The organism is Nocardioides halotolerans DSM 19273, from assembly GCF_000422805.1.
GTDB lineage: Bacteria > Actinomycetota > Actinomycetes > Propionibacteriales > Nocardioidaceae > Nocardioides > Nocardioides halotolerans.
Genome location: NZ_AUGT01000009.1, coordinates 492,686 through 517,795, shown reverse-complemented (window position 1 = coordinate 517,795; position 25,110 = coordinate 492,686). Strand labels below are relative to the sequence as shown.

The window sequence follows — 25,110 nt, the reverse complement described above, 5'->3', positions numbered from 1 at the left end:
ACGCCGTGCCATCGTGGAGACGATGGACGACGTCGACCGGTCTCGCACGCCCGACGCCTCCGGCGCGCCCGTCGGCCGGCGCGTGGTCCTCGGCCTGGTGGGGCTCGGGGCCGCAGGGGTCGTCGGTGGGGCGTCGTTCTCGCGCCGCCTGTCGGAGTGGCTGGCGCCGGTCGAGCTGCGGGACCCGACCGGGTTGATCGCGACGCTGCCGCTGGGTCCGGCGTTCCGCTTCTACTCGGTCACCGGCGTCGTCGAGCCGCGTGACGAGGCGTCGTACCGGCTCGAGGTGGGCGGGCTCGTCGCGGAGCCGGCCACCTACGGGCTCGCCGACCTGCGCGCGCTGCCGCAGACGGAGTTCACCAGCGACTTCCACTGCGTGACCGGGTGGGTGGTGCCGGGTGTCCACTGGGTGGGCGTCCCACTGTCGGAGCTCCTCGACCGGGCTCGGCCGGCCGCGTCGGCGACGGCGGTGCGGTTCCGCTCGTTCGACGGCACCTACACCGAGAGCCTCGGCCTCGAGGACGCCCGCGCGGCACGCACGATCGTCGCCCTGGAGATGCTCGACGGCCCGGTCAGCCACGACCACGGCGGGCCGGTGCGGATGTACGTCGACGGGCAGTACGGCTACAAGAGCACCAAGTGGCTCTCCGCGATCGAGCTCACAGAGGACGAGGTGCCGGGCTACTGGGAGCACCGCGGCTACGACGTCGACGGGACCATCCGTGGGTGACGTGGTGGCGACGCTGGCGCGCTTCACGCCGGCCGAGCGGTGGGTGCACCGCGTCACCGGGCTGCTCATGGCGACCTGCCTGGTGACGGCGTTCGTCCTCTACTACGGCCCGGTCTCGCTCGCGGTCGGCCACCGGCACGCCGTCGAGCTGGTGCACGTGTGGGCCGGCTACGCCCTGGCGGCCCCGCTCCTGCTCGGGCTGCTCTCGCCGGCGTACCGAGCCGACCTCGGCCTCCTCAACCGGTTCTCCCGCGAGGACTGGCGGTGGCTGCGGTCCAGGGACCGGCGCGACGGGTCGTTCGACGTCGGCAAGTTCAACGCCGGGCAGAAGCTCAACGCGGCGCTCACCGCGGGGTCGGTCGTGGTGCTCGTCGGCACCGGCACGCTGATGTTCTGGACCGGCCTGGTGCGGCTGGCGTGGCGCACCGGCGCGACGTTCGTGCACGACTGGTTCGCGCTGGCGCTCGGGCTACTGGTGCTGGGCCACCTGTGGTTCGCGATGGCCGACCCCGAGGCGCGCGCCGGGATGCGCACCGGCGTGGTGCGGCGCAGCTGGGCGCTGAAGGAGCACCGCGCATGGGTCAGGACAGCGGACGGTCGTGCAGCACCTTCTGGAACAGCACGTGGTCGCGCCAGGCGCCGTTGAGGAACAGCAGCTTCGGGGCCATGCCGTACTGCTCGAAGCCGCGCGCCAGCAGCACCCGCTGCGAGGGCAGGTTCTCGACCATGGTGCCGGCCTCGAGCCGGTGCAGCCCCAGCGCGAGCGCCTGCTCCTCGAGGAACTCGACCGCCGCGGCGGCCAGACCGCGCCGCAGGTGGTCCTTGTCGACCCAGTAGCCGAGCGTCCCGCCCTGCATGGTGCCGCGGATGATGTTCTGGAGGTTGGCGCGGCCGACGACGTCGCCGTCGGGAGCGAACAGCGTGAAGTTGGAGAACAGCCCCTGCTCCTCCAGCCGCAACCGCTCGACGAGGCTCGCCGCCTGCCCCTCGGGCGTGTAGAACTCCTCGGGCCGCTCCGGGTCCCACGGTGCGAGGTGCTCGCGGTTGCGCGCGTACGCCGCGGCGAGCGCGGGTGCGTGCTCGAGGGTCAGGGGCTGGAGCGAGTAACCGTCGGGCAGGGGCACGCCCCGGAGGCTACGCGTCCGACCCCGCCTACCTGCAGGCCTTCTTGGCCTTCTTCTTGGTCGCCTTGAGCTTCGCCTTGGCCTTGTTCAGCGCCGCCACGGCCGCGGCGTGGGCCTTGCCGGTGGTGCTCTTGACCTTCTTCTGCGCCGCCTTGACGGCCTTCGCCGCCGACGCGACCTTGGCCAGGGCCGCGGCGCACTTGTCGGTGCGCTCGTAGGTGACCGTTGCGGTCGGACCCCAGAAGTCGTCCGACCTCTGGCGCAGCTTCTCGCACTCGACGGCCGCCAGGGCCGGGTCACCGCCGCCCTGCTGGTAGGAGGCCTCACCCAGCTGCGTCTGGTGAGCAGCGCCGGAGGGTGTGAACACGAGGTTGTTGATCGTGGCCGCGTCGTCGTACGGCGCCTCGCCGATGCTCTCGGTGAAGGGCGCGTTGATGAAGGTGGCTGTCACCGACACGGGCTGGAAGCCCGCGAGGTCGTTGAACGGCACCAGCGTGACGACCGCGCAGTAGTTGCTGAACCCGCCCTCGATCGGGGTCGACCGGAGCATCGACCTCGACTGGAGGGGCATGGTCACGGTCTTGACCTCGTCGGGGTCGGCCCCCTTGCCCGCATGTGCGGGCGCGCCGGCGACCGCCAGCCCTCCCAGCCCGACCGCGGTCGCGACGAACACCTTCAGAGCGCGCATGACAGTTCTCCCCCCGGGCGACAACGACGCCCCTCTCCCAGGGCGTCTCCCGGCAGGCTAGGGCCCTGCCACGGACCTGACCATGACCTGAACGTGCTACTCCGGACCAGTCAGGCCGAGCTGCTCGGCAGTCTCCTCGCGCATCTGGACCTTGCGGATCTTGCCGGTCACCGTCATCGGGAAGTCGTCGACGACCATCACGTAGCGCGGGATCTTGTAGTGGCTCAGCCGGCCCTGGCAGAACGCGCGCACGGCGTCGGCGTCCAGCGGCTCGGCGCCCGCCTTCAGCTTGATCCAGGCGCAGAGCTCCTCGCCGTACTTCTCGTCCGGGACGCCGATGACCTGCACGTCCTCGACGTCGGGGTGCTGGTAGAGGAACTCCTCGATCTCGCGCGGGTATACGTTCTCGCCGCCCCGGATCACCATGTCCTTGATCCGGCCGACGATGGTGCAGTAGCCGTCCTCGCGCATCTCCGCGAGGTCGCCGGTGTGCATCCACCCGTCGGCGTCGATCGCCTCGGCGGTCTTCTCCGCGGCCCCAGAATCGTGCAGAGGCCAGTAGCCGAGCATCACCGAGTAGCCGCGCGTGCAGAACTCGCCGGGCGCCCCGCGGGGCACGGTCTCGCCGGTGGCCGGGTCGACGATCTTGATCTCGAGGTGCGGCCCCACTCGGCCGATCGACGCCGTACGCCGCTCGAGGTCGTCGTCGACCCGGGTCTGGCACGAGACGGGCGAGGTCTCGGTCATGCCGTAGGCGATGCCGACCTCGGGCATGTGCATGTCGTTGACGCAGCGCTTCATCACCTCGACCGGGCAGACCGAGCCGGCCATGATCCCGGTGCGCAGCGACGAGAGGTCGTGGTCGGCGAAGGTCGGGTGGTTCTGCATCGCGATGAACATCGTCGGCACGCCGTAGACCGCGGTGCACCGCTCCTCGGCGATGGTGCGCAGCGTGATCTCGGGGTCGAAGCCCGGCGCGGGGATCACCATCGTGGCGCCGTGGGTGGTGCACCCGAGGTTGCCCATCACCATGCCGAAGCAGTGATAGAAGGGCACCGGGATGCAGAGCCGGTCCTCGTGGGTGAAGCCGATCAGCTCGGTCGTGAAGTAGCCGTTGTTGAGGATGTTGCGGTGGCTGAGCGTGGCGCCCTTCGGGTAGCCCGTCGTGCCGGACGTGTACTGGATGTTGATCGGGTCGTCGGGGCGCAGGTCGGACAACGGGTAGTCGAGCAGCTCGGCGAGCGTGACGCCCGGGTCGTGGACGTTGTGGTCGGTCCACTCGGGGCTGCCGAGGAACCACACCTGCTCCAGCGTCGGCACGTCGCCGCGCACCTCGTCGACCATCGCCCGGTAGTCGCTGGTCTTGAACTCGGTCGCCGAGACCAGCAGCCGGGTGCCCGACTGCCGCAGCGCGTAGGAGAGCTCGTGGGTGCGGTAGGCCGGGTTGACGTTGACGAGGATCGCCCCGAGCTTCGCGGTGGCGTACTGCACCAGCGTCCACTCCGCGCAGTTGGGCGACCAGATGCCCACCCGGTCGCCCTTGGTGATCCCGGCCCGCGCCAGCCCGATGGCCAGCGCGTCCACGTCGCGGTCGAGCTCCGACCAGGTCCACCGCCTGCCGGTCGCGACCTCGACGAGGGCCTCCCGGTCCGGGTGCGCCGCCACGGTCGCCTCGAAGCTTGCGCCGATGGTCTGGTCGAGCATCGCCGGCTCGGTCTCGCCCCTGGCGTACGACGGTGCGGTTGACGCGGCCATGCGACCGAACGTACGCCGGGACGCGTGGGACCGATAGGTAGGGTTCGCGACGTGACCACGGACCCGGAGACCAACGCCGAGAAGGCCGGGTCCGACCGCAAGCAGACGCCGTTCAAGGCGCTCCGCGAGACCGTGCTCCTGCTCGCCTTCGCGATCGTGCTGGCGCTGGTCGTGAAGACGTTCTTCGTGCAGTCCTTCTACATCCCCTCGGAGTCGATGGAGCCCGGCCTCATCGTCAACGACCGGATCCTGGTGCAGAAGCCCTCCTACTGGGGTGACGGCGGTCCGCAGCGCGGCGACGTCATCGTCTTCGACGACCCCGGTGGCTGGCTCAACGCGCTCGAGTCGGGCCAGCCGATGACCTTCCTGGCTCGCGGGCTGGCGAAGATCGGGCTCTACCCGACGGGCGGCCACCTGGTGAAGCGGGTGATCGGCGTCGCCGGCGACACCATCGTCTGCTGCGACCAGGACGGCCGCCTCTCCGTGAACGGCGAGCCGGTCGACGAGAGCGGGTTCATCGCGAAGAACCACGGCAAGTGCGACGGCCCGATGCCCGACGGCCAGATGTCGTGCAACTGGACCGCCGGGCCGGTGCCCGACGGCACCGTGTTCGTGATGGGCGACAACCGGCGAAACTCCGCGGACTCCTCGGTGCACCTGTGCCGCCCCAACGCCAGCAAGTGCGACGCGAGCGACGCCTACGTCCCGGTCGACGACGTGGTCGGCAAGGTGTTCGCCCTCGCGTGGCCGCTGGGCCGCGCCCACGTCGTGCACACACCCGACGCGTTCGACGACGTCCCCGACCCGAGCTAGGCGAAGCTCGGGCCGGGGTCCGGCCCGTGGTCGAGCCCGTGGTTCGGCAGGGTCACCCGACGGTGTCGAAGATGTTGAGCTGGACGCCGTTGGTGCAGGTGCGCGACTCGCGCAGCGTGAGCTTCTGCTTGTCCTCGGCGTCGGTCGGGAAGAGCCGCTTGCCGCTGCCGAGCACGACCGGGAACACCACGAGGTGCCAGGTGTCGACCAGCCCGGCCTTGTGGAGCGCCTGCGCGACCGAGGCGCTGCCGTGGACCCCGATCGGGCCGCCCTCGCCCTCCTTCAGCTCCCGGACGGCGTCGAGGTCGCGGACCACCTTCGTGTTGGTCCAGGCCGGGTTCTCGAGCGTCGTGGACAGGACGACCTTCTCCATCGAGTTGAACCTGTCGGCGAACTCGCCGTCGCGCCCCGGCCACGCCGCGGCGAAGCCCTCGTAGGTCCGGGCGCCGAGCAGCAGCGTCTGGGTGCTGAAGGTCTCCTCGGCCTTGAACTCGTACATGGTCGGGTCGGAGTCGATGTCGAAGGTCCAGCCGGTGTGGCGGAAGTCCTCCTCCCCGCCGGGCGCCTCGATGACGCCGTCCAGGGAGATGAACTCGGTGACGAACAGGGTGCGCATCTGGCTCCCCTCCTTCTCGTGGGTGTGGGTGCTGTCAGCACCTCCACGAAGACGCGGGGCGGGATACGACACCCGCGCGGAGAAGAACCTCAGGCGGCCAGCTCGCGCACCAGCGCGGCGGTGGCCGGCACCAGGTCGGCTCCCTCGCGGTGCACCACGCCGAAGGTCCGGGTGCCGAACGACGGGTGCTCGCGCACCCGGACGCCCGGGTGCAGGAACGCGTCGAGCGCCGAGCGCGGGAGGAGGGTCACGCCGAGCCCGACCGCCACGAGGTTCTGGACCACGACGTAGTCGTCGCTGACGTGCCGCACCGCGGGCTCGAAGCCGGCCTCGGCGCAGACGGACAGCGCGTGCGCCCGGCACCGCTCGCAGCCCACGATCCACGGCTCCTCCGACAGGTCGGCCAGCGTCAGCCGGCGCCGGGTGGCGGCGCGGTGGTCGGCGCCGACGACGAGCGCGACGGGCTCGTCGGCCAGCGGCCGCCAGACCAGGCCGGCCCCTCCGGCGGCGACCTGGTCGCGCCTTTCCGGTGTCCCCGCGGAAGCGTGGTCCGCCCGCGCGGAGCGCCCCTCGCCCACGGCTCCGTGGGGTGGGTCGTAGGAGAAGACGAGGGCGAGGTCGGCGTCGCCGCGGGAGATGAGCGCGAGCGCCTCCGGCGGCTCCGCCTCGGTGAGCTCGACGTCGACCTCGGGGTGGCGGGCGCGCAGCCCGGCGACGGCGCGCGGCACCAGCGTCGCCGCCGCCGAGGGATAGGCCGCGAGCCGGACCCGGCCGCGACGCAGCGCGGTCAGGTCGGCGAGCTCCTCCTCCGCCATGTGGAGCTGTACGGCGAGCGCGTCGGCCCGCGCGAGCAGCACCCGTCCCGGCTCGGTCAGCTCGACGCCCGCCGCGCCGCGGAGCAGCAGGGCACACCCGGCCGAGCGCTCCAGGGCGCGCAGGTGCTGGCTGACCGCGGGCTGGGTCCAGCCGAGCTCGCGGGCCGCGCCGCTGATCGAGCCGGCGCGCGCCACGGTGCGGAAGATCAGCACCCGCTTCGGATCCATAACGTCAGGTTATGGGACAGCGAAGAAGAACAGGGGTTCCTTGGGGTCGGTGATCCCCGCACGATGGAGCCATGAAGAAGATCGGCCTCGTCGGCGGCATGAGCTGGCACTCGACTCTGGAGTACTACCGAGTCATCAACGAACAGGTCGCCGAGGAGCTCGGCGGCCACGCGTCGGCGCCGGTGGCGTTGGAGTCGCTGGACTTCGCCGAGATCCGGCGGTGCCAGCTCGACGGCGACTGGGCGCACGCGGCGCGCCTGCTCACCGAGGCCGCGCAGCGCTGCGAGCGCTCCGGCGCCGACGTGGTGATCATCTGCACCAACCTCATGCACCGCGTGGCCGAGGAGGTGCAGGCCGGCATCGGCGTACCGCTCCTGCACATCGCCGACGCCCTAGCCGACCGCGCCGGCGAGCACGGGTGGTCGCGCCTCGGCGTCCTCGGCACGAGCTGGGTGATGGAGGAGGACTTCTACGTCGGCCGGCTGGCCCGCCACGGGCTCGAGGTGGTCGTGCCCGACGCGGCCGACCGCCGCGAGGCCGACCGGGTCATCTTCGACGAGCTGACCCGGGGCGTGGTCACCGAGGAGTCGCGGGCGGCGTTCGTCGCGATCCTGGGCCGCCTGCGCGACCGGGGCGCCGAGGCGGTCGTGCTGGGTTGCACGGAGATCGAGCTGCTCGTCGGCGCCGACGACACTCCCGTGCCGCTGCTGCCCTCGATGCGGACCCACGCCGAGGCCGCGGCCCGGGCCGTCCTCGGCGAGCGGGTGCCTGCCTGAGCCGGCCCGCTCAGCGACCCTCGGCCATCGCGCAGAGGGTCTCCATCGCCTTGGGGGCGTCGGCCGTCACCATCGGGCCGATGTCCTCGGCGCCGGGGCCGGTCACGAAGGTGCTGACCGTCACCTCCGCGCCGCTGTCGGAGTCCTTCACCACGTGGTCGATGTGGATGCGCAGGTCGCCCATCTCGAGCCGGTCGAGGTAGCGCGCACCCGGCTCGACGAGCTCGAGGGTCACCGGCACCTCGATGCCGCCGGTCAGCACCATCACGCCCGCCGCACCCTCGGCGAAGTGGCCCTCGATGGCCACGGACTCGACCGACGGGTCCCAGCAGTGCCAGCTGCCCGGGTCACTCCAGAGTGCCCACACGTCGTGGGCGGTGGCTGTCGTGGTCACGGTCCGCGAGTACTCGAAGGTCACGATCGAAAACCTAACGGCGAGGAGCCCTCCTAGGTAGGGCCCAGCCTCTTGACAGTCATCTCGCGGTCGCCGAACCGGACCCGGTCGCCGTCGCGCATCGTCGCGGGCTTGCCGCCGACCAGCCGCTTGGCGACGCCGGCCCGGATCAGGATCGACCCGTTGGTGGAGCCGCGGTCCATCACCACGAGCGCCCCGTCGGGCACCACCTGGAACTGCGCGTGCGTCTTGGACAGGCTCATGTCGTCGGACGGCAGGGTGACCAGCCGCTTCACCGGCTCCCCGGGCCGCGGCTCGGGTCGCCGCCCCACCAGCGTCAGCCCGCGCACCTCGAACTGCTCCCCGGTGTCGAAGACGACCTGCCAGCGGGCGACGGGTGCGGGGGCTGCGGGCTGCGGCGCGGGGGCCGGCGTGGAGGGCGGCGCCGGGGCCGGTGCGGGGGGCGGCGCAGACGGCGGGCCAGAGGGCGGGGCGGCCGGGCGCGGTCCGCGGGGCGGCGCCGCAGCGGCTGCGGGCCCGACGGGCGCCTCACCGACCAGCGGCCAGCCCAGGCCCTGCCGGGGCGTGACCGTCGGCGTGGGCGGAGCCGGGTCGGGCGGCGGCGCCGGGGGCCGCTTGCCCCGGGTGGGGATCCGCCGGGGCGGCGTCGGTGACGCGGGCACCAGCCGCATCGCGGTGAGGTTGACGAGCTGCCGGGGCGCCTCCTCCTCCGGCTCCTCGACGACGGGGACCGGGCGTACGTCGACCACCACCGTGCCGCACCGCAGGTCGTGCCATCCCCGGCGCCAGCCGCTCGGGTCGACCATCGCCGTCCAGGCCAGCGCCGCCGCGCCGAACCCCAGCGTCGGGAGCGTCGCGACGCCGAGCAGCAGGGTCCGCAGGATCGCCCGCACGAGCCCGATCGGCCGCGCGTCCTCGAAGGACAGCACCCGGATGCCGACCAGGGCCTTGCCCGGCGTGAGGCCGAAGAGCCCGACGAGCATCGAGCTGAGCAGGCCGACCATGAGCACCGTGCCGGCGATGGCGGCGACGCCGGCCCAGGTGCGGCCGGGCTCGATGAGCGTGGTGTAGGCGGCGTACGCCTCGCCGCCGCAGACGCCCCACGCCAGGAGCCGGTCGACGACGAACGCGTAGAAGCGGCGGTCCGCGCCCGCGACGAGGTGGTCGGTGGTCAGCGCTCCGGTGTCAGGAGCCTCGTAGGCGACATCGCTCATGGTCAGGGACTGGTGACCTTGATGGTCACGCCGTCGCCGAGATCGATGATCGCGCCGGGGATCAGCTGCACCGGCACGCCGGGAGCCAGGGACTCGGGACCGAGCCCGGGCTGCACGAGGACGGTGCCGTTGGTGGAGGCGAGGTCGGTCACCACGGCGCTGCCGTGGTCGGCGCCGGAGCCGGGCCGGACCTCGATGTGGGTCGACGAGATCTCCAGGTGGGGGCTCGGCACCGTGACGAGCAGCGGCTGCTCGGTGTCGTTGAACCGGCGCGACTCGGGCGCCCGGCCGATGACGATGGCCCGGTCGACGTCGACCTCGTCGCCGTTGGAGATCTGCAAGCGGGCCACCGGGACGGTCACGTCGGGTGCGGGCGGCTGCCCGGGGATGCCGGGCGGCTCGGCCGCGGGTGGCTGCCACGCACCGGTCACCGTGAGGCCGTCGTGGTCGGTCTCGGGGAGCGGGCCGTCGGCCATCGCCTCGGTGGGCGGGCCGGGCATGGGCGGGAGCACCGGCGCCGGTGGCGGCGGAGGCGGCAGGGTCGGCGGCGAGGGGGTCCACGCCGGCGGCTCGGGCGAGCGGGCGACCGGCTCGGACCCGGCGTACGCGTCGTCGTCCTGGTCCGCGTCGTCCTCGTCGTCGTACTCCTGCTCGTCCTCGATGTCGTCCTCGACGTCGTCCTCGATGTCGTCCTCGAGCCCGCCGTCCGGCAGCGGGAACTCGCGCTCGTAGGCCGGCTCCTCGGCGAACTCGTCGGGTCCTTCGTGGGCCGGCGCCTCGTCGAGCCGCGAGATGCGGAACAGCCCGCCGTCGACGACGTACGACGGCAGGTCCGCGCCGTCGTCCACCCCGTCGGGGTCACCGTCGTGGAGCACGATGCTCATCCGCTCGACCTCGGCCATCGAGCGCTCCACCCACGTGGTGGCGCTGGAGCCCTCGAGGGTGACGGTCTCGTCGCCGACCCGGAACTCCGCCCGCGCCGGGCCGCGGATGACGACCTTGGTCTCGCCCTCACCGGTGCTGACGAGCACGAACGCCGGCAGGTCGCGCAGCCCGCCGGAGATCAGGGCGTCGAGCGTGACGTCGAAGCCGGCGCCGCCGTCGACGAGCTCCCAGAGGGCGGCGACCCGCGGCTTCTCGGTGGGCGGGAGGATCACGACGGCGCGCTCGCCGAGGATGCCGAACCACTCCCCCGGGCGGTAGGAGCGCACGGGGTCCACGGAAGCGTTCACGGCAATGCCCCCAGCTTCTGCTCGAGACTCGCCCGCTGTTGCTCGGAGTCGTAGGTCTGGTCGGGGACCAATCCCACCACATCGACGACCACCGCGGTGGCGTTGTCGTCGCCGCCGGCCTCGAGCGCCGCGGCGACCAGTCCGTCGGCGGCGTCGCGGGGGTCGGAGGTCCCGGTCAGGATCGCCTCGATCCGGTCGTCGCCGACCAGCCCGCTGATGCCGTCGGTGCAGAGCAGCAGCCGGTCGATCTCGCTGACCGGCACCACCCAGCTGTCGGCCGGCTCGAGCCGGGGACCGCCCAGGGCACGCGTGATCACGTGGCGTTCCGGGTGGTGGCCGGCCTGGGCCGGGGTGATCTCCCCGGAGTCGACGAGCTCCTGGACGACGCTGTGGTCGACGCTGACCTGCCGCAGCCGGCCACCGCTCACGGCGTAGATGCGCGAGTCGCCCAGGTTGACGAGCAGCCACGCGGGCGCGTCGTGGTCCTCGACGAGGAGGGCCGCGACCACCGTCGTGCCGGGCGTGCGCCGCGCGCCCGTGCCGTCGGCCCCGGCGTACTCCGTGATCCGGCGCTGGCACGCCTCGAGCGTCGCCGCGACGGCCTCGGTGCCACGCGTCGGCTCGTAGCCCTCCTCGGCCAGGCGGGCGAACTCCTCGACCACGATGCGGCTGGCGACGTCGCCGTTCTCGTGCCCACCCATGCCGTCGGCGACCGCGAAGACGGGCGGTGCGACGAGGTAGGCGTCCTCGTTGTTCTCGCGCAGCAGCCCGACGTCGGACGTCGCACCGTGCAGGAGCTCGACCTGGGTCACGGCTGCGACCACGTCTCTAGACTTTGCCGGATGGCCTCAGAGGGATACCGATCGCTCGCCGACCAGCTGCGGGGCTGGCCGGACGACCGGCTGTCCCGGCTGCTCTCCGCGCGTCCTGACCTGGCCACACCCGCTCCTCATGACTCCGGCCAGCTGGCCTCGCGCGCGACCACGCGATCGTCGTTGGTGCGCGCGCTCGACCAGCTCACCCGGCTCGAGCTCTCCGTTCTAGATGCCCTGGTCGTCGCAGGTCAAACGTCACATGAGGCGTTGACGGCGATGGTCCACGCCGACCCGGCCCGCGTGCGCGAGGCCGTCGACCGGCTGGTCGACCTGGCGCTGGCCTGGGAGTCGCCCGGCGGGCTCCGGCCGCTCAGCGGGGTCGCCGAGGGCCTGACCGGCGGACCGGAGGCGGGCGTCAGCGGGCTCCGGCCGTGCTCGACGCCCACGCCGGCGGCGCGCGAGGTCACCCGGCTGCTGGGCGAGCTGTCGGAGCCCGCGCGGGCGATGCTCGAGCACGTCCTGGCGGCGGGCGGGGAGGCGACGACCGACGACGCCCGGCACACCGTGCTGCCGGCCGACGCGGCCACCCCGGCGGAGGAACTGCTCTCCCGACGGCTGCTGGTGCCGCGCGGCAGCGGCACGGTCGTGGTGCCCGGTGAGGTGGGGATCGCGCTGCGGGGCGGGCACACCACCGCCGAGCGCGTCGACGAGGTGCCCGTGCCCGCGTCGACCGACCGGAGCGAGCGCCAGGTCGACGCGATGGCGGCGGGCGCGGCCTTCGACGCCGTACGCCGCCTCGAGCTGCTGCTCGACCTGTGGGGCGCCGAGCCGCCGTCGGCCCTGCGCAGCGGTGGCCTCGGCGTCCGCGACCTGCGGGCCACCGCCGCGGCCCTGCACGTCGAGGAGGCCACCGTCGCGCTGCTCGTCGAGGCCGCCTCGGGTGCCGGGCTGCTGTCCACGGCCGCCGACCCGGCCGGCAACCAGGTGTGGCTGCCCACCGACCTGGTCGACTCCTGGGTGCTGCGTCCGCCCGCCGAGCGCTGGACCGGGCTCGCGCGCACCTGGCTCGACAGCCCGCGGATGCCGGGCCTCGTCGGCACCCGCGACACCGCGGGCAAGGCCTGGAACGCCCTGGCGCCTGAGCTGGCCGGCGTCCACATGGCCGAGACGCGCGCGATGACGCTGGCCGCGCTGGCGGCGCTGCCCCCGGGCACCTGCCTGGCCGCGGGCACCGGCGTGCCCTCGGTCGTCACGCTCTTGCGCTGGCAGCGACCGCGCCGGCCGCGCAGCCGCGCCGACCAGGTGCTGTGGACGGTCACGGAGGCAGCCGCGCTCGGGGTGACCGGGCTCGACGGGCTGGCGTCGTACGCCCGCGACCTGCTGGCCGGCGACGACGAGAAGGCGCAGAAGGCGCTGGCCGGCCTGCTGCCCGAGCCGGTCGACCACGTGCTGCTCCAGGCCGACCTCACGGCGGTGGCGCCCGGCCCGCTGGAGTCGCAGCTGGCCCGGCGGCTGCAGCTGGTCGCCGACGTCGAGTCCCGGGGCGGGGCGACGGTCTACCGGTTCACGCCGGGGTCGGTCCGCCGGGCGCTCGACACCGGCTGGACGGCGGTCGAGCTGCACGACTTCCTGGGCTCGGTCTCGCGGACCCCTGTGCCGCAGCCGCTCACCTACCTCGTCGACGACACGGCGCGCACCTTCGGGTCGGTGCGGGTCGGGCACGCGGAGGCGTTCCTCCGCGCCGACGACGAGGCCGCGCTCACTGAGCTGCTGCACCACCCCAAGGCGGGGTCGCTCGGCCTGCGCCGGCTGGCACCCACGGTGCTCGTGAGCACGGTGCCGCTCGACCTCCTGCTCCCCCGGCTGCGCGAGCTCGGGGCCGCGCCTGTCGTCGAGGCCGAGGACGGCAGCGTGCACGTCGTCCGCCCCGACCAGCGCCGGGCGCGCACCCCCCGCGAGCACCGCGGGCGCGGTGCGGCCGCCGCGCGGCGGACGGCGACCGTGTCGGCCGTCGTCACCGCGATCCGGTCCGGAGACCGCGCCGCGTCGTCGCGCCCGCTCGGCCCGGAGGCGTCTCTCTCGCCGTCCGGGTCGCTCGCCGCGCTCCGCGAGGCGGTCGAGGTCGGCCGGTCGGTGCTCATCGTCTACGTCGACAACCACGGGTCCCGCAGCGAGCGGGTCGTGGACCCCGTCTCGGTCGAGGGCGGCGTGCTGACCGCGCACGACCAGCGCTCCGACGACGTCCGCACGTTCGCCGTGCACCGGATCACCGCTGTAAGACCCATTTCGGGGTAGACCAGTAGTCTCGGAAGCGTGGACTTCATCCGCTACGCCGAGCGGTCGGCCGGGCTCCTCAACGCCTCGCTCCCCGACGTCGACGCGCTCCGGGCCCACATCGCCGACCGTGAGTGGCTGGTGCACCAGTGCACCGACCGCGACTGCATGCTGCTGCGGAAGTTCCAGCGCGAGCTGAGGCCGGTCTTCGAGGCCTCGGCCGCCGGCGAGACCGCCGCCGTCATCGACGGCATCAACGACCTGATGGTGCGCCACCCCATCACGCCGCAGATCTCGAGCCACGACCCGGGCAGCCTGCACATCCACGTCGCGTCGAAGACGCAGTCGGTCGCCGAGCTCCTGGTGGGTGAGGCGCTGCTCGGCCTGGCCAACCTGGTCTGCGACCTCGGCCCGGCCCGGCTCGGCATCTGCGCGGCGTCGCCGTGCACCAACGTCTACGTCGACACCTCGCCCAACCAGTCGCGCCGCTACTGCTCCGACCGCTGCTCCTCGCGGGCGAACGTCGCGGCGTACCGCGCCCGGCAGAAGGCCGTCGCCTCGGCATGAGGACCTCGTGAACGACGGACCCCTCATCGTCCAGTCCGACAAGACGCTGCTGCTCGAGGTCGACCACGAGCGCGCCGCCGACTGCCGCAAGGCGATCGCGCCGTTCGCGGAGCTCGAGCGCTCCCCCGAGCACATCCACACCTACCGGCTGACCCCGCTCGGTCTCTGGAACGCCCGGGCCGCCGGCCACGACGCCGAGCAGGTCGTCGACACGCTGCTGGAGTACAGCCGCTACGCCGTGCCGCACGCGCTGCTCGTCGACGTCGCCGAGACGATGGCCCGCTACGGCCGGCTGCGGCTCGAGAAGCACCCGATCCACGGTCTGGTCCTCGCCTCCACCGACCGGCCCGTGCTCGAGGAGGTGCTGCGCGCCAAGAAGGTCGCCGGCATGCTCGGTGCCCGCATCGACGACGACACGGTGGTCGTGCACGCCTCCGAGCGCGGCAACCTCAAGCAGGCGCTGCTCAAGCTGGGCTGGCCGGCCGAGGACTACGCCGGGTACGTCGACGGTGAGGCCCACCCGATCGCGCTCGACCTCAGCGACTGGTCGCTGCGCGACTACCAGCGCGAGGCCGCGGAGTCGTTCTGGCACGGCGGCTCGGGCGTCGTCGTGCTGCCGTGCGGGGCCGGCAAGACCCTGGTGGGCGCCGCGGCGATGGCGCAGGCCCAGGCGACGACGCTGATCCTGGTCACCAACACCGTCTCGGCGCGGCAGTGGAAGGACGAGCTGCTGCGCCGCACGTCGCTGACCGAGGACGAGATCGGGGAGTACTCCGGCTCGGTCAAGGAGGTCCGCCCGGTCACCATCGCGACCTACCAGGTGATGACCACCAAGCGGCAGGGCGTCTACCGCCACCTCGAGCTGCTCGACGCCCGCGACTGGGGCCTCATCGTCTACGACGAGGTGCACCTCCTGCCCGCCCCGATCTTCCGGATGACCGCCGACCTCCAGGCCCGCCGCCGGATCGGGCTGACCGCGACGCTGGTGCGCGAGGACGGCCGCGAGGGCGACGTCTTCTCGCTCATCGGGCCGAAGCGCTACGACGCGCCGTGGAAGGACATCGAGTCGCAGGGCTGGATCGCCCCGGCCGACTGCGTCGAGGTCCGCGTCTCGCTGCCGACCGACGAGCGGCTGGTCTACGCGACCGCCGAGCCGGAGGAGCGCTACCGCCTCGCCTCCTGCACCCATCAGAAGCTGCAGGTCGTCCGCGACCTGGTCGCCCAGCACGCCGGCCAGCCGACGCTGGTGATCGGCCAGTACATCGACCAGCTCGACGAGCTCGCCGCCGCGCTCGACGCGCCGGTGATCAAGGGCGAGACGACGGTGAAGGAGCGGCAGCGCCTGTTCCAGGCCTTCCGCACAGGCGAGGTCGGGCTGCTCGTGGTCTCGAAGGTCGCGAACTTCTCCATCGACCTGCCCTCCGCCGAGGTCGCCATCCAGGTCTCGGGGTCCTTCGGGTCCCGCCAGGAGGAGGCCCAGCGGCTCGGCAGGCTGCTGCGCCCCAAGACCGAGGGCCGGACCGCGCACTTCTACACGATCGTCTCGCGCGACACCGTCGACGCCGACTTCGCCCAGAACCGGCAGCGCTTCCTCGCCGAGCAGGGCTACGCCTACCGGATCGTCGACGCCGAGGACCTGCCGGCCTGAGGGTCTGCGTCTCCCATGGTCACCACGCGCATCCCGGGCTTCGTGCTCACCGACCACACGGTCGAGGTGCCGCTCGACCACTCCGCGCCCGACGACGGGCGCACCATCGAGGTGTTCGCGCGCGAGGTGGTCGCCCCCGGCCGCGAGCACGACGACCTCCCGTGGCTGCTCTTCCTCCAGGGCGGGCCGGGCGGCAGGTCCCCGCGCCCCGGCGACGGCGTCGGTGACGGCTGGCTGAGGCAGGCGACGCGCACCCACCGCGTGCTGCTCCCTCGACCAGCGCGGCACCGGCCGCAGCACGCCGCTCACCCGCCGCTCCGTGACCGGCTGGTCCGACGCCGACATCGCGGCGTACGTCCGCCTGATGCGCACCGACAGCATCGTGCGCGACGCCGAGGTGCTGCGCGAGCGCGTCGCCGGCGGGCGGAGGTGGGAGACGCTCGGGCAGAGCTACGGCGGGTGGATCACGATGACCTACCTGTCGCTGGCACCGGAGGCGCTCGACGCGTGCTACGTCACCGGCGGGCTCCCCGGCCTCACCGCGACCGCCGACGACGTCTACGCGCGCACCTACCCGCGGGTGGCCGCCAAGAACGCCGAGTTCTACGCCCGGCACCCCGGCGACGCCGCGCTGGTCCGGAGGATCGCCGACCTCCTCGACTCGGAGGTGGTCGAGCTCCCCGACGGCGACCGGCTCACCACGCGCCGGCTGCGGCGGCTCGGCAGCGAGCTCGGGATGAGCTACGGCTTCGAGCGGGTGCACTGGCTGCTCGACGAGGCCTGGCACGGCGACCGGCTCTCCGACGTCTTCCTCCAAGGCGTGCAGGCGGTGACCGGCCACGTCGAGGGGCCGCTGTTCCCCCTCCAGGAGTTCCTCTTCGGGCAGCCGGGGTCGGGGCCGACCGCGTGGGCGGCGGAGCGCGCGATGGCGCAGCACCCCGACTTCGCCGAGGACCGCGACCCGCTGCTGCTCACCGGCGAGATGTTCTACCGCTGGATGTACGAGGAGGTCCGCGCGCTGCGTCCGTTCCGCGGCGCCGCCGAGCTGCTCGCGGCGTACGACCAGTGGGAGCCGGTCTACGACCTCGACCGGCTGGCCGCCAACGAGGTGCCGGTGCTCGCGGCGGTCTACCACGACGACATGTACGTCGATGCCGGGCTGCAGCTCGAGACCGCGCAGGTCGTGGGCAACGTGCGGACGTGGGTCACCAACGAGTTCGAGCACGACGGCCTGCGTGCCGACGCGACGCGGGTGCTCGGCCGGCTGATGGACATGCGCGCCGGACGGGTCTAGCCAGACGCTCCGGGCGGGGTCTGACCACGCCGATCTCCCGGGAGCTGGGGCACCATGGGCGCCATGACGGCGGTCGAGGCCCGGGGCCGGCGGGCGTGGGAGCTGCGCGAGGGCGAGTACGCCGAGGTGGCCGACGTGTCCGGCGACGACGAGCGGACGGCCCACGCGCCGTACCCCGTCACGGTGCGGCCGGCCGACCTGCTGGAGTAGCCCCATGAGCGAGCTGCCGCCCCCCGGTCCACCGCCGGGGCCGTCGGGGTCTGCCGGGGCGCCGCCGCCCGAGGCGTCCATGGGCTGGGTGCGCCTGACGCTGCAGGGCAGCGCGCTGACCAGCAGCGTGATCACGCCGGCCGTGATGGTCAACGGGTGGCGGGTACCCTCGCACTACGGGGAGAACGTGATCCCCGTGCACGCCGGGCCGACCCGCATCGACGTCAGCTGCCAGTGGCTGATCAAGTTCGGGGAGGCGACGCTCGAGACCCAGGTGCCGGCAGGGGGCCAGGTCACGGCGTTCTACGCTGCGCCCTGGCACCAGCTCAGCCGCGGCGCGATCGGCTACGAGAAGCAGACGCGGCCAGGAGCGCTGGGCTTCTGCGTGATGTTGGCGGTGATCGCAGTCGCCGTGGCAGCGGCGTTCCTGCTGCCGAACCTGTAGGCGACCCGAGACGAGGGAGAGGAGGGCCAGACGATGCACCCGCGAAGCCCGCACGAGAGCACCGAGCCGCAGCAGCTCGACGTCGGCGGCCTGTCCGTCCTCGCCTACTTCGGCGACGAGCCCGACCACGTCTACCAGCTCGGCCAGTGGCTGCCCGTGCTCGAGCTCCTCGACGACCGCGAGCGCGTGGGCATCGTGCTGCGGGAGCCCGACACCGCCGTACTCGTCCGCGAGCAGACGACGCTGCCGGTGCTGGTGGCGAGCGAGTTCGCCGCCCTGCGTGAGCTGTACGCCGAGCTCGACGCGAAGGTCGCCCTCTACTGCAACAACTCCCTGCGCAATTTCCACTCGCTGCTCGAGCCGCGGATGCTCCACGCCCACATCAGCCACGGCGAGAGCGACAAGCAGAGCATGGCCAGCAACAACGCGAAGTCCTACGACCGCGTCTTCGTCGCCGGCGAGGCCGCGGTGCAGCGGGTGGCGACCGGCCTGCTCGAGTTCGACGTCTCCAAGCTGGTCCGCATCGGCCGGCCGCAGCTCGACCTCCAGCGCGAGCGCGTGCTGGCGCCCAGCACCCGCCGCACCGTGCTCTACGCCCCGACCTGGGAGGGCGACGCCGACTACAACAACTACTCCTCGGTCGACACGATCGGCCCGGAGATCGCCGCGCGCGTGCTGGCCGTGCCCGACGTACGCCTGGTCTACAAGCCGCACCCGCGGGTCCTCACCAGCGAGGTCCCGGCCATGCAGTCGGCGCACCGCGCGATCGTCGGCCTCGTCGAGCGGGCCGCCGCCCTGGACCCCTCGGCCGGGCACGTCGCGCTGGCCGAGGCCGACATCCTGGCCGTGATGCCCGACTGCGACGCGATGGTGACCGACGTGTCGTCGGTGGGCCTCGACTGGCTCTACCTCCGCACCGAGTGCCCGCTGCTGATCGCCGACCGCTACGACGACCCCGAGCGGCTGCGTCTCGCCGCGCCGGTGAGCCGGGCCGCCGACGTGATCGACTCGCACTCGGTCGCCGGGCTGACCGACCTGCTGACCGCGCGGCTCGAGCACGACGAGCTGCACCTGGCCCGCGCGTCCATGCGCCACTTCTACTTCGACGACGTGAAGGTCGGCGACAGCACGGCGCGTTTCCTCGACGCCGTGACCGAGCTCGTCGCGCACCGCGACGCCCTGCTGCGCGGCTGGGCCGACGCGATCGCGACCTGACGCGGCCGCCGGGAAGCGGTGGCTGGGCACGGTCGTGCGCAGCCGCTCTCGGGCGAGGTGGCTGGGTAGTCGTTCTGCACGGGGGGGTTGCTACCGCACCGCCACCCTGCGCGCGACTGGCCAGGGCCAGCGGTGCGTCAGCAACCCGGCGCCCGCCCTCCCGGCCCGGTAAGGTTGCTGAGTGACCGCCGCCTCGACTCGCGCCTGGCCAGCGGTCCGTCAGCAACCTGCCGGTCGCCCTCCCGGCCCGGTCAGGTTGCTGACTGACCGCCGACCCGACACGCGCCGGACCAGCGGTGCGTCAGCAACCCGTCGGCCGCCCTCCCGGCCCGGTCAGGTTGCTGGCTGACCGCCGCCTCGACCCACGCCCGGCCAGCGGTGCGTCAGCAACCCGGCGCCCGCCCTCCCGGCCCGGTCAGGTTGCTGGCTGACCGCCGCCTCGACCCACGCCGGGCCAGCGGTTCGTCAGCAACCCGGCGGCCACCCTCCCGGCCCGGTCAGGTTGCTGGTTGACCGCCGCCTCGACTCGCGCCGGACCAGCGGTGCGTCAGCAACCCGGCGCCCGCCCTCCCGAGCCGGTCAGGTTGCTGGCTGACCGTCCACTCGACTCGCGCCGAGCCAGCGGTGCGTCAGCAGCCCGGCGGCTGTCGTCCAGGCCCGGTCAGGGTGCTGGCTGACCGCCGCCTCGACCCACGCCGGGCCAGCGCCACCGCCACCGCTACCGAGGACAGCGGCGCCCGCTACCGCCCCAGGTCGCGCAGCACCCGCTGGCTGGCCAGCCGGCCCGGCGAGCCGATCACGCAGCCGCCGGGGTGGGTGCCCGAGCCGCACTGGTAGTAGCCCTCGAGCGGGGTGGCGTACTGGCTCCAGCCGGGCGCGGGCCGGAAGAAGTACATCTGCGGGGCGAGGAACTCGCCGGCGAAGATGTTGCCCTCGGTGAGCCCGGTGCGGGCCTCGATGTCGACGGGAGTCACGACCTCGCGGTGCAGCACCAGGTCGCCGAAGCCCGGGAAGTGCGACTCCAGCACCGCCTGCGCCTTGTCGCCGAACGCCTGCCGCTCGGTCTCCCAGTCGCTGCCGCGCAGCTCGTACGGCGCGTACTGGACGAAGCACGACATCACGTGCTTGCCCGGCGGCGCCATGTCGGGGTCGACCACCGACTGCACGGCGGCGTCGATGAAGGGACGCTCGGAGTACCAGCCGTACTTCGCGGCGTCGAAGGCGCGCTCGACGTACTCGATCGTCGGCCCGATGTTGAGGAAGCCGCCGAAGTGGTCGACGGTGTCGGGCAGCGCGGGGAAGACGGGCAGTGAGTCGAGGGCGAAGTTGACCTTCGCCGAGACGCCGCGGAACTTCATCCGGCGCACGTTGTCGACGAGGTCGAGCGGCAGCTCGCGCGGGTCGCAGAGGTCGAGGAACGTACGCCGCGGGTCGAGCGCCGACACCACGACCGGGGCGCGGAACTCGGTGCCGTCCTCCAGCGCGACGCCGACCGCGCGGCCGTCCTGGGTGATCAGGTTCGTGACCTGCGCGCCCAGGCGGACCTCGGCGCCGTAGGCCTGCGCGGCCCGGTTGAGCACCTGCGTGAAGCCGCCGTTGCCGCCCTTGTGGAACGCCCACGACCCCAGGTGGCCGTCGTGCTCGCCCATCTTGTGGAACAGCAGCACCAGCCCGGACCCCGGCGACATCGGCCCGACCTTGGAGCCGATGATCGACGACGAGGCGTGGTAGCCCTTGATCGCCTCGTGCTCGAAGTAGTCGTCGAGCCAGTCGGCGGCGCTGCCGGTGAGCAGCCGGACGACGTCGTGCATGACCTTCTGCTCGACCCCGCCGAGGTGGTCGAGCAGCCACTTCACGTCGACAGCGTCGTCGGGGTCCTTGCCGAAGATGTTGGGCGGCGGGTTGTCGAACAGCGGCCGCACCGCCTGGCAGACCCGGTCGAGGTCGTAGTGGTAGCGCTCGTAGGCGTCGGCGTCGCGCGGCGAGTGGCGGCGGATCTCCTGCACGTTCGCCTGGTGGTCGTCGCCGAAGAGCAGGTAGCCACCGTCGCCGGTCGGGTGGAACGACGACGGCATCATCAGCGGGAGAAAACCGTGCTGCACCAGGTCGAGCTCGTGGATGATCTCGGGCCGCAGCAGGCTCAGGGCGTACGAGAACGTCGTGAAGTGGAAGCCCGGCAGCAGCTCCTCGGTGATCGCCGCACCGCCGACGCCGCCGTTCTTCTCCAGCACCAGCGTGCGGAGCCCGGCCTTGGCGAGGTACGCCGCGTGGGTGAGCCCGTTGTGGCCCCCGCCTACGACGATGGCGTCGTACTCGTGGGTGCTCATCACGCCTTCTTCCACTGTTCCTTCTTCCTGGGAGGATCGAAGAACGGCATCGTCGTGGTCTCGATCCGCACCGTGGTGTTGTGGTGGTCGACGGCCAGCTCGAGCCGCAGCTCGGTGCCGGCCGCGGCCAGGTCCGGCCGCACCCGGGCGATGCCGATGTGCCGCTGGAGCACCGGGGAGTAGACGAAGCTCGTGCAGTAGCCGACCTCGCTGCGGTCGGCGTCGAGGATCATCGACTCGTAGGGCAGCGGGTGCTCGGACTTCGGCGGGAAGTGGCCGGCGTCGCGGTAGAGCCGGTCCCAGTCGGCCCAGTCGACGACGACGCCGGTGGTCGCCCACCGGGAGGTGCCGTCGACCAGCTCGCGGCGGATCGCCTCGGAGCCGACGAACCTGCGCGACCCGTCGCGCACGCCGCGCAGCATCCAGCCGAAGCCGAGCTCCTTGGGGGTCACCGTGTCGGCGTCGCTCATCGCGAGGCGCGCGTCGTGCCACTCGATGTCGATCAGCGGGAGGCCGGCCTCGATGCGCAGCGTCATGAGCGCCTCCTCGCCGAAGGGCCGGATGCTGTGCGGCCGGCCCGCCTCCAGCACCGCGTCGAGCACCTCGACCGCGCGGTCCTCGGGCACGGTCAGCTCGAACCCGAGGTCGCCGGTGTAGCCCGTGCGGCTCAGCGTCACCGCGGTGTCCGCGATCTTCACCGGGACGTGGTCGAAGTAGCCGAGCGTCTCCGCCTCGGGCGCGAGCTCCATGAGCACCGTGCGCGACCGCGGACCCTGCACGGCGAGCATCCCGTAGCCCTCCGTCACGTCCTCGAGCTCGACCCGCATGCCGCTGCCGAGCTCCTGGAACCACGACAGCGCCGGCCGCGCGGCGGTCAGGAAGAACTCGTCGGCCGAGTGCCGGAACACCACGCCGTCGTGCATCACCCGCCCGCGGTCGTCGCACCACGCGGTGTAGTGCGCCTGGCCCGGCTTGCAGGTGCGTACGTCGCGCACGAGCGCCCCGGCCAGCAGCCGCTCGGCGTCCGGGCCGGTGACGACGTACTTGTAGAGCGGCGAGGTGTCGAAGACACCGACCGAGTTGCGCACCGCGAAGTACTCGTGCTTGGGAGCGTGGCTGTAGCGCAGCGGTGACAGCGTGTCCTGCCAGTGGGTGTAGAGCCCCTGGTCGTTGAGCTCGCTCAGCCGCGGGTGGAACGGAGTCGTGCGCACCGGCGTCACGCTACCCGCTACTGACCCGCGAGTCAGTAGCCAACCGGGTCCGGTGCCGCCGAGCCGAGCAGCTCCCAGCGCACGCTGCGACCTCGGAGGCTGCGCTGGGCCACGGTGGCTGAGGTGCGAGGAGCGCCAGCGACGAGCCTCGAAGCCACCGCCAGGAAGGCACCCGGACGACCACCGCTGATCGAGCCTGTCGAGATTCCCGCAGCGAAGGCACCCGAACCGAGCAGCTCCCAGCGCGGGCCGCGGAGGCTTCGAGGCTCAGGCGCAGAACGCCTTCGCACCTCAGCCACCGTGCGTCAGCGACCGCAAAGAAGGCACCCGAACCGACCACCGCCGATCGAGCCTGTCGAGATCACCGCAGCGAAGGCACCCGAGCCGAGCAGCCCCCAGCGCAGGCTCCGGACGTCTCGACAAGCTCGACGAGCGGTGGGCCAGTCCCAGCCCCACGGTGGCTGAGGTGCGAGGAGCGCCAGCGACGAGCCTCGAAGCCACCGCAAGGAAGGCACCCGGCCGACCACCGCTGATCGAGCCTGTCGAGATCCCCGCAGCGAAGGCACCCGAGCCGAGCAGCCCCGGCGCGGGCTGTGGAGGCTCAGCCGGCTCCGGAGACGCCCAGGCGGTCGAGCAGCCAGGCGTAGATCTCGGCCTCGTAGGCGAGGTGGGCGAAGCGGCCCGAGGGGCCGACGTGGGCGCCGGCGCCGGTCTCGACGCGGAAGAGGCAGCGCGGGGCCCACTCGGGGTCAGATTCGCGGAGGGCGGCGGCCCACTTGGCGGGCTCCCAGACCATCACCCGGGCGTCGTGGACGGCGCCTGTGACGAGCAGGTCGGGGCGGATGCCCGCCGGCGGGAGGTTGTCGTACGGCGAGTAGCGGGCCATCCACGCGTAGTCCTCGGGCCGGCTCGGGTCGCCCCACTCGTCCCACTCGTTGACGGTCAGCGGGATCGTCGGGTCGAGCATCGTCGTGAGGACGTCGACGAAGGGCACCTCGGCGACGACCGCGCGCCAGCGGTCCGGACGCTGGGAGAACACCGCGCCCTGGAGCAACCCGCCGGCGGAGAGGCCCCGGGTCGCGATCCGCGACCCGTCGACGAGGCCGGCGGACGCGAGCCCGTCGGCGACGGCGACGTGGTCGTCGAAGGTGTGCTGCTTGTGCTCCATCCGCCCGTCCAGCCACCAGCGCCGGCCGCCCTCGCCGCCGCCGCGGACGTGGGCGTGCACGTAGACCACGCCGCGGTCGAGCAGGCTCGGGATCGCCGGGTCCCACTCCTGGTCGGGGTAGACCGACTCGTAGGCGCCGTAGGCGTACATCACGCACGGCGCCGACCCGTCGAGCGGCGTGTCGACGTGCCGCAGGATCGTCGCCGGCACGAGCGTCCCCCCGACCGACGCGAACGACCGCTTCTCCCCGGCGTACGCCGCGGGGTCGAAGCCCGGCGCCTCCTTGCGGAGCAGCTCGGTGCGCTCGCCGGTCACCAGCGAGACCTCCGACCAGACCGGCGGCAGCAGGTACGACTCGTCGACGACGATGATCCGGTCGACGTCGTGCTCGACGTTCTTGTCCTCCGGCGCGACGAGCGAGGCGATCTCCGAGACCGGGAGCACGACGACCCCGTCGCCGGTGAGGTCGTCGAGAGGCAGGATGCGCAGCTGGTTGCGGCCGCCCACGCGCGAGGTCAGCACCACGTGGCCGGCGTACGCGTCGGCGCGCTCGAGCCGCTCGGCGGGATCCTCCGGCCGCAGCGGCTCCCACGCGGACGAGTCCTGGTCGCCGCCGCGCGGCACCGGGCAGCGGGCCAGCCGGAACTCCGTCGCGTCGTCGTCGGTCACCAGCAGCAGCTCGTCGCTGCCGTCGGGGTGACGCACGTGCTCGGCGCGGTACTCCACGCCACGCCGCCGCCCGCCCACCGACCGGGCCGGCGACACGGGGTCGTGTGCGTCGATGGCCCACACCTCGCTGGTGTCGCGGTTCTCCGACCGGATCAGCACCAGGTCGCCGGTGCGCGAGGTGGTCACGTCGACCTCGAACTGCTCGTCCGTGTCCTCGACCACGAGCACGTCCTCGGCGCGCGGGGTGCCCAGCCGGTGCCGCCAGACCTGGTGCTGGCGCCACCGGTCGTCGTGGACGACGTAGAAGTACGTCGAGGAGTCCGCCGACCAGGTGCCGGCGGGCGCCGAGCGCGCCAGCACGTCGGGCAGGTCGGTGCCGGTGGCGAGGTCGCGGAAGCGCAGCTCGTAGTACTCGTCGCCCTCGAAGTCGACGGCGTACGCCAGCACCCGCGCGTCCGGCGAGACCCCCCACGCGCCGAGATCGACGTAGTCGTCGTCGCCGGCGGCGAGGTCGTTCACATCGAGCAGCAGCTCGGGCTCTCCGCCATGACGACGGCGTAACAACTGGACGTACTCCCTTCCCGCCGGGAGGACCGTGTAGTAGGAATACCCGTGCTGCGGCCAACTGACCGACGAGTCAGTAGCCGGGACCCTGCCGGTCATCTCGGCGCGCAGCTCCTGCACGAGGGGGCCCAGATGTCCGGTGGCAACGTCGTACCAGTCGCGCTCGGCGCGCAGATGAGCGAGCACGGGGGCGTCGAGCCGGCGCATCCAGTGGTAGGGATCGGGGCGACGCGCTCCGTGCGCCACGTGCTCGAACGGCTCCTGGGCCGCGGCCGGCGGGCCGCTGGGGGTCGACAC

Annotated in this window: 23 protein-coding genes; 11 read left to right on the top strand and 12 right to left on the bottom strand. The window is 72.9% G+C overall.

The window, feature by feature from the left end:
• The first annotated feature begins 22 nt into the window (after positions 1-22).
• Positions 23-730, top strand: a complete 708-nt coding sequence (locus G514_RS0102325; RefSeq protein ID WP_028650452.1) for a molybdopterin-dependent oxidoreductase — start codon at positions 23-25, stop codon at positions 728-730.
• Positions 723-1,376: a cytochrome b/b6 domain-containing protein gene (locus G514_RS24395; protein WP_211222011.1), complete on the top strand. Its 654-nt coding sequence runs from the start codon at positions 723-725 to the stop codon at positions 1,374-1,376. The genes G514_RS0102325 and G514_RS24395 overlap by 8 nt, the downstream gene beginning before the upstream one ends.
• Here the strand turns inward: G514_RS24395 and G514_RS0102315 are convergent.
• The 3 genes from G514_RS0102315 to G514_RS0102305 all read right to left on the bottom strand — a co-directional run bounded on the left by G514_RS0102315 (position 1,312) and on the right by G514_RS0102305 (position 4,297).
• A complete protein-coding gene (locus G514_RS0102315; RefSeq protein ID WP_028650451.1) occupies positions 1,312-1,854 on the bottom strand; it encodes a GNAT family N-acetyltransferase in 543 nt (180 codons plus the stop codon). The two genes, G514_RS24395 and G514_RS0102315, sit on opposite strands and share 65 nt — an antisense overlap.
• Before the next feature lie 28 nt (positions 1,855-1,882).
• Positions 1,883-2,542 carry a hypothetical protein gene (locus G514_RS0102310; RefSeq protein WP_028650450.1) on the bottom strand — a complete coding sequence of 220 codons (660 nt, stop codon included), beginning with the start codon at positions 2,540-2,542 and terminating at the stop codon, positions 1,883-1,885.
• A gap of 96 nt (positions 2,543-2,638) precedes the next feature.
• Positions 2,639-4,297, bottom strand: coding sequence for an AMP-binding protein (locus G514_RS0102305; protein ID WP_028650449.1), 1,659 nt, complete (start codon positions 4,295-4,297; stop codon positions 2,639-2,641).
• Between the two features lie 51 nt (positions 4,298-4,348).
• Between G514_RS0102305 and lepB the strand changes: the two genes are divergently transcribed.
• A complete protein-coding gene (lepB, locus tag G514_RS24390) occupies positions 4,349-5,110 on the top strand; it encodes a signal peptidase I (RefSeq protein WP_157544559.1) in 762 nt (253 codons plus the stop codon).
• A gap of 52 nt (positions 5,111-5,162) precedes the next feature.
• On the opposite strand, the gene G514_RS0102295 is transcribed toward lepB, so the two are convergent.
• A complete protein-coding gene (locus G514_RS0102295; protein ID WP_028650448.1) occupies positions 5,163-5,726 on the bottom strand; it encodes a dihydrofolate reductase family protein in 564 nt (187 codons plus the stop codon).
• Between the two features lie 89 nt (positions 5,727-5,815).
• A complete protein-coding gene (locus G514_RS0102290; protein ID WP_028650447.1) occupies positions 5,816-6,769 on the bottom strand; it encodes a LysR substrate-binding domain-containing protein in 954 nt (317 codons plus the stop codon).
• Positions 6,770-6,840: 71 nt separating this feature from the next.
• Between G514_RS0102290 and G514_RS0102285 the strand changes: the two genes are divergently transcribed.
• Positions 6,841-7,545, top strand: a complete 705-nt coding sequence (locus G514_RS0102285; protein WP_028650446.1) for an aspartate/glutamate racemase family protein — start codon at positions 6,841-6,843, stop codon at positions 7,543-7,545.
• A 10-nt stretch (positions 7,546-7,555) separates the two neighbouring features.
• Here G514_RS0102285 and G514_RS0102280 read toward each other — a convergent pair whose 3' ends face one another.
• From G514_RS0102280 to G514_RS0102265, 4 genes are read right to left on the bottom strand one after another with little or no spacing between them, the layout of a single operon-like run.
• On the bottom strand, positions 7,556-7,963 hold the full coding sequence (locus G514_RS0102280; RefSeq protein ID WP_028650445.1) for an SRPBCC family protein: 408 nt from the start codon (positions 7,961-7,963) through the stop codon (positions 7,556-7,558).
• A gap of 29 nt (positions 7,964-7,992) precedes the next feature.
• A complete protein-coding gene (locus tag G514_RS0102275) occupies positions 7,993-9,174 on the bottom strand; it encodes an RDD family protein (protein WP_028650444.1) in 1,182 nt (393 codons plus the stop codon).
• 2 nt (positions 9,175-9,176) lie between these two features.
• Positions 9,177-10,406 (bottom strand): FHA domain-containing protein, encoded by a 1,230-nt coding sequence (locus G514_RS0102270; protein ID WP_157544558.1) that lies wholly within the window; start codon positions 10,404-10,406, stop codon positions 9,177-9,179.
• Positions 10,403-11,230: a PP2C family protein-serine/threonine phosphatase gene (locus G514_RS0102265; RefSeq protein WP_245582070.1), complete on the bottom strand. Its 828-nt coding sequence runs from the start codon at positions 11,228-11,230 to the stop codon at positions 10,403-10,405. Before G514_RS0102265 ends, G514_RS0102270 begins: the two co-directional genes overlap by 4 nt.
• A gap of 18 nt (positions 11,231-11,248) precedes the next feature.
• Between G514_RS0102265 and G514_RS0102260 the strand changes: the two genes are divergently transcribed.
• From G514_RS0102260 to G514_RS24380, 7 genes are all read left to right on the top strand, one after another.
• On the top strand, positions 11,249-13,516 hold the full coding sequence (locus G514_RS0102260; protein ID WP_028650441.1) for a helicase C-terminal domain-containing protein: 2,268 nt from the start codon (positions 11,249-11,251) through the stop codon (positions 13,514-13,516).
• 18 nt (positions 13,517-13,534) lie between these two features.
• Positions 13,535-14,062 carry a CGNR zinc finger domain-containing protein gene (locus G514_RS0102255; protein WP_028650440.1) on the top strand — a complete coding sequence of 176 codons (528 nt, stop codon included), beginning with the start codon at positions 13,535-13,537 and terminating at the stop codon, positions 14,060-14,062.
• A gap of 7 nt (positions 14,063-14,069) precedes the next feature.
• Positions 14,070-15,710 carry a DNA repair helicase XPB gene (locus G514_RS0102250; protein ID WP_028650439.1) on the top strand — a complete coding sequence of 547 codons (1,641 nt, stop codon included), beginning with the start codon at positions 14,070-14,072 and terminating at the stop codon, positions 15,708-15,710.
• A 319-nt stretch (positions 15,711-16,029) separates the two neighbouring features.
• A complete protein-coding gene (locus G514_RS24385; RefSeq protein WP_245582069.1) occupies positions 16,030-17,004 on the top strand; it encodes an alpha/beta hydrolase family protein in 975 nt (324 codons plus the stop codon).
• 63 nt (positions 17,005-17,067) lie between these two features.
• Positions 17,068-17,214 (top strand): hypothetical protein, encoded by a 147-nt coding sequence (locus tag G514_RS30085; RefSeq protein ID WP_157544557.1) that lies wholly within the window; start codon positions 17,068-17,070, stop codon positions 17,212-17,214.
• A 4-nt stretch (positions 17,215-17,218) separates the two neighbouring features.
• Complete coding sequence (locus tag G514_RS0102235; protein ID WP_157544556.1) at positions 17,219-17,659, top strand: hypothetical protein; 441 nt, start codon at positions 17,219-17,221, stop codon at positions 17,657-17,659.
• 33 nt (positions 17,660-17,692) lie between these two features.
• Positions 17,693-18,874, top strand: coding sequence for a CDP-glycerol glycerophosphotransferase family protein (locus tag G514_RS24380; protein WP_051246505.1), 1,182 nt, complete (start codon positions 17,693-17,695; stop codon positions 18,872-18,874).
• 740 nt (positions 18,875-19,614) lie between these two features.
• Here G514_RS24380 and G514_RS0102225 read toward each other — a convergent pair.
• From G514_RS0102225 to G514_RS30080, 3 genes are all read right to left on the bottom strand, one after another.
• On the bottom strand, positions 19,615-21,201 hold the full coding sequence (locus G514_RS0102225) for a phytoene desaturase family protein (protein ID WP_028650437.1): 1,587 nt from the start codon (positions 21,199-21,201) through the stop codon (positions 19,615-19,617).
• Complete coding sequence (locus G514_RS0102220; protein WP_028650436.1) at positions 21,201-22,412, bottom strand: aminomethyl transferase family protein; 1,212 nt, start codon at positions 22,410-22,412, stop codon at positions 21,201-21,203. The genes G514_RS0102225 and G514_RS0102220 overlap by 1 nt, the downstream gene beginning before the upstream one ends.
• Before the next feature lie 601 nt (positions 22,413-23,013).
• A complete protein-coding gene (locus G514_RS30080; RefSeq protein WP_028650435.1) occupies positions 23,014-25,110 on the bottom strand; it encodes a prolyl oligopeptidase family serine peptidase in 2,097 nt (698 codons plus the stop codon).

Bases quoted from the DNA above. Each gene is read 5' to 3' on its own strand.
- G514_RS0102225 (WP_028650437.1), bottom strand. From the start codon at position 21,201: ATGAGCACCCACGAGTACGACGCCATCGTCGTAGGCGGGGGCCACAAC.
- G514_RS0102325 (WP_028650452.1), top strand. From the start codon at position 23: ATGGACGACGTCGACCGGTCTCGCACGCCCGACGCCTCCGGCGCGCCC.
- G514_RS24380 (WP_051246505.1), top strand. From the start codon at position 17,693: ATGCACCCGCGAAGCCCGCACGAGAGCACCGAGCCGCAGCAGCTCGAC.
- G514_RS0102285 (WP_028650446.1), top strand. From the start codon at position 6,841: ATGAAGAAGATCGGCCTCGTCGGCGGCATGAGCTGGCACTCGACTCTG.
- G514_RS0102310 (WP_028650450.1), bottom strand. From the start codon at position 2,542: ATGCGCGCTCTGAAGGTGTTCGTCGCGACCGCGGTCGGGCTGGGAGGG.
- G514_RS30085 (WP_157544557.1), top strand. From the start codon at position 17,068: ATGACGGCGGTCGAGGCCCGGGGCCGGCGGGCGTGGGAGCTGCGCGAG.
- G514_RS0102290 (WP_028650447.1), bottom strand. From the start codon at position 6,769: ATGGATCCGAAGCGGGTGCTGATCTTCCGCACCGTGGCGCGCGCCGGC.
- G514_RS0102260 (WP_028650441.1), top strand. From the start codon at position 11,249: ATGGCCTCAGAGGGATACCGATCGCTCGCCGACCAGCTGCGGGGCTGG.
- G514_RS0102295 (WP_028650448.1), bottom strand. From the start codon at position 5,726: ATGCGCACCCTGTTCGTCACCGAGTTCATCTCCCTGGACGGCGTCATC.
- G514_RS0102275 (WP_028650444.1), bottom strand. From the start codon at position 9,174: ATGAGCGATGTCGCCTACGAGGCTCCTGACACCGGAGCGCTGACCACC.
- G514_RS0102235 (WP_157544556.1), top strand. From the start codon at position 17,219: ATGAGCGAGCTGCCGCCCCCCGGTCCACCGCCGGGGCCGTCGGGGTCT.
- G514_RS0102305 (WP_028650449.1), bottom strand. From the start codon at position 4,297: ATGGCCGCGTCAACCGCACCGTCGTACGCCAGGGGCGAGACCGAGCCG.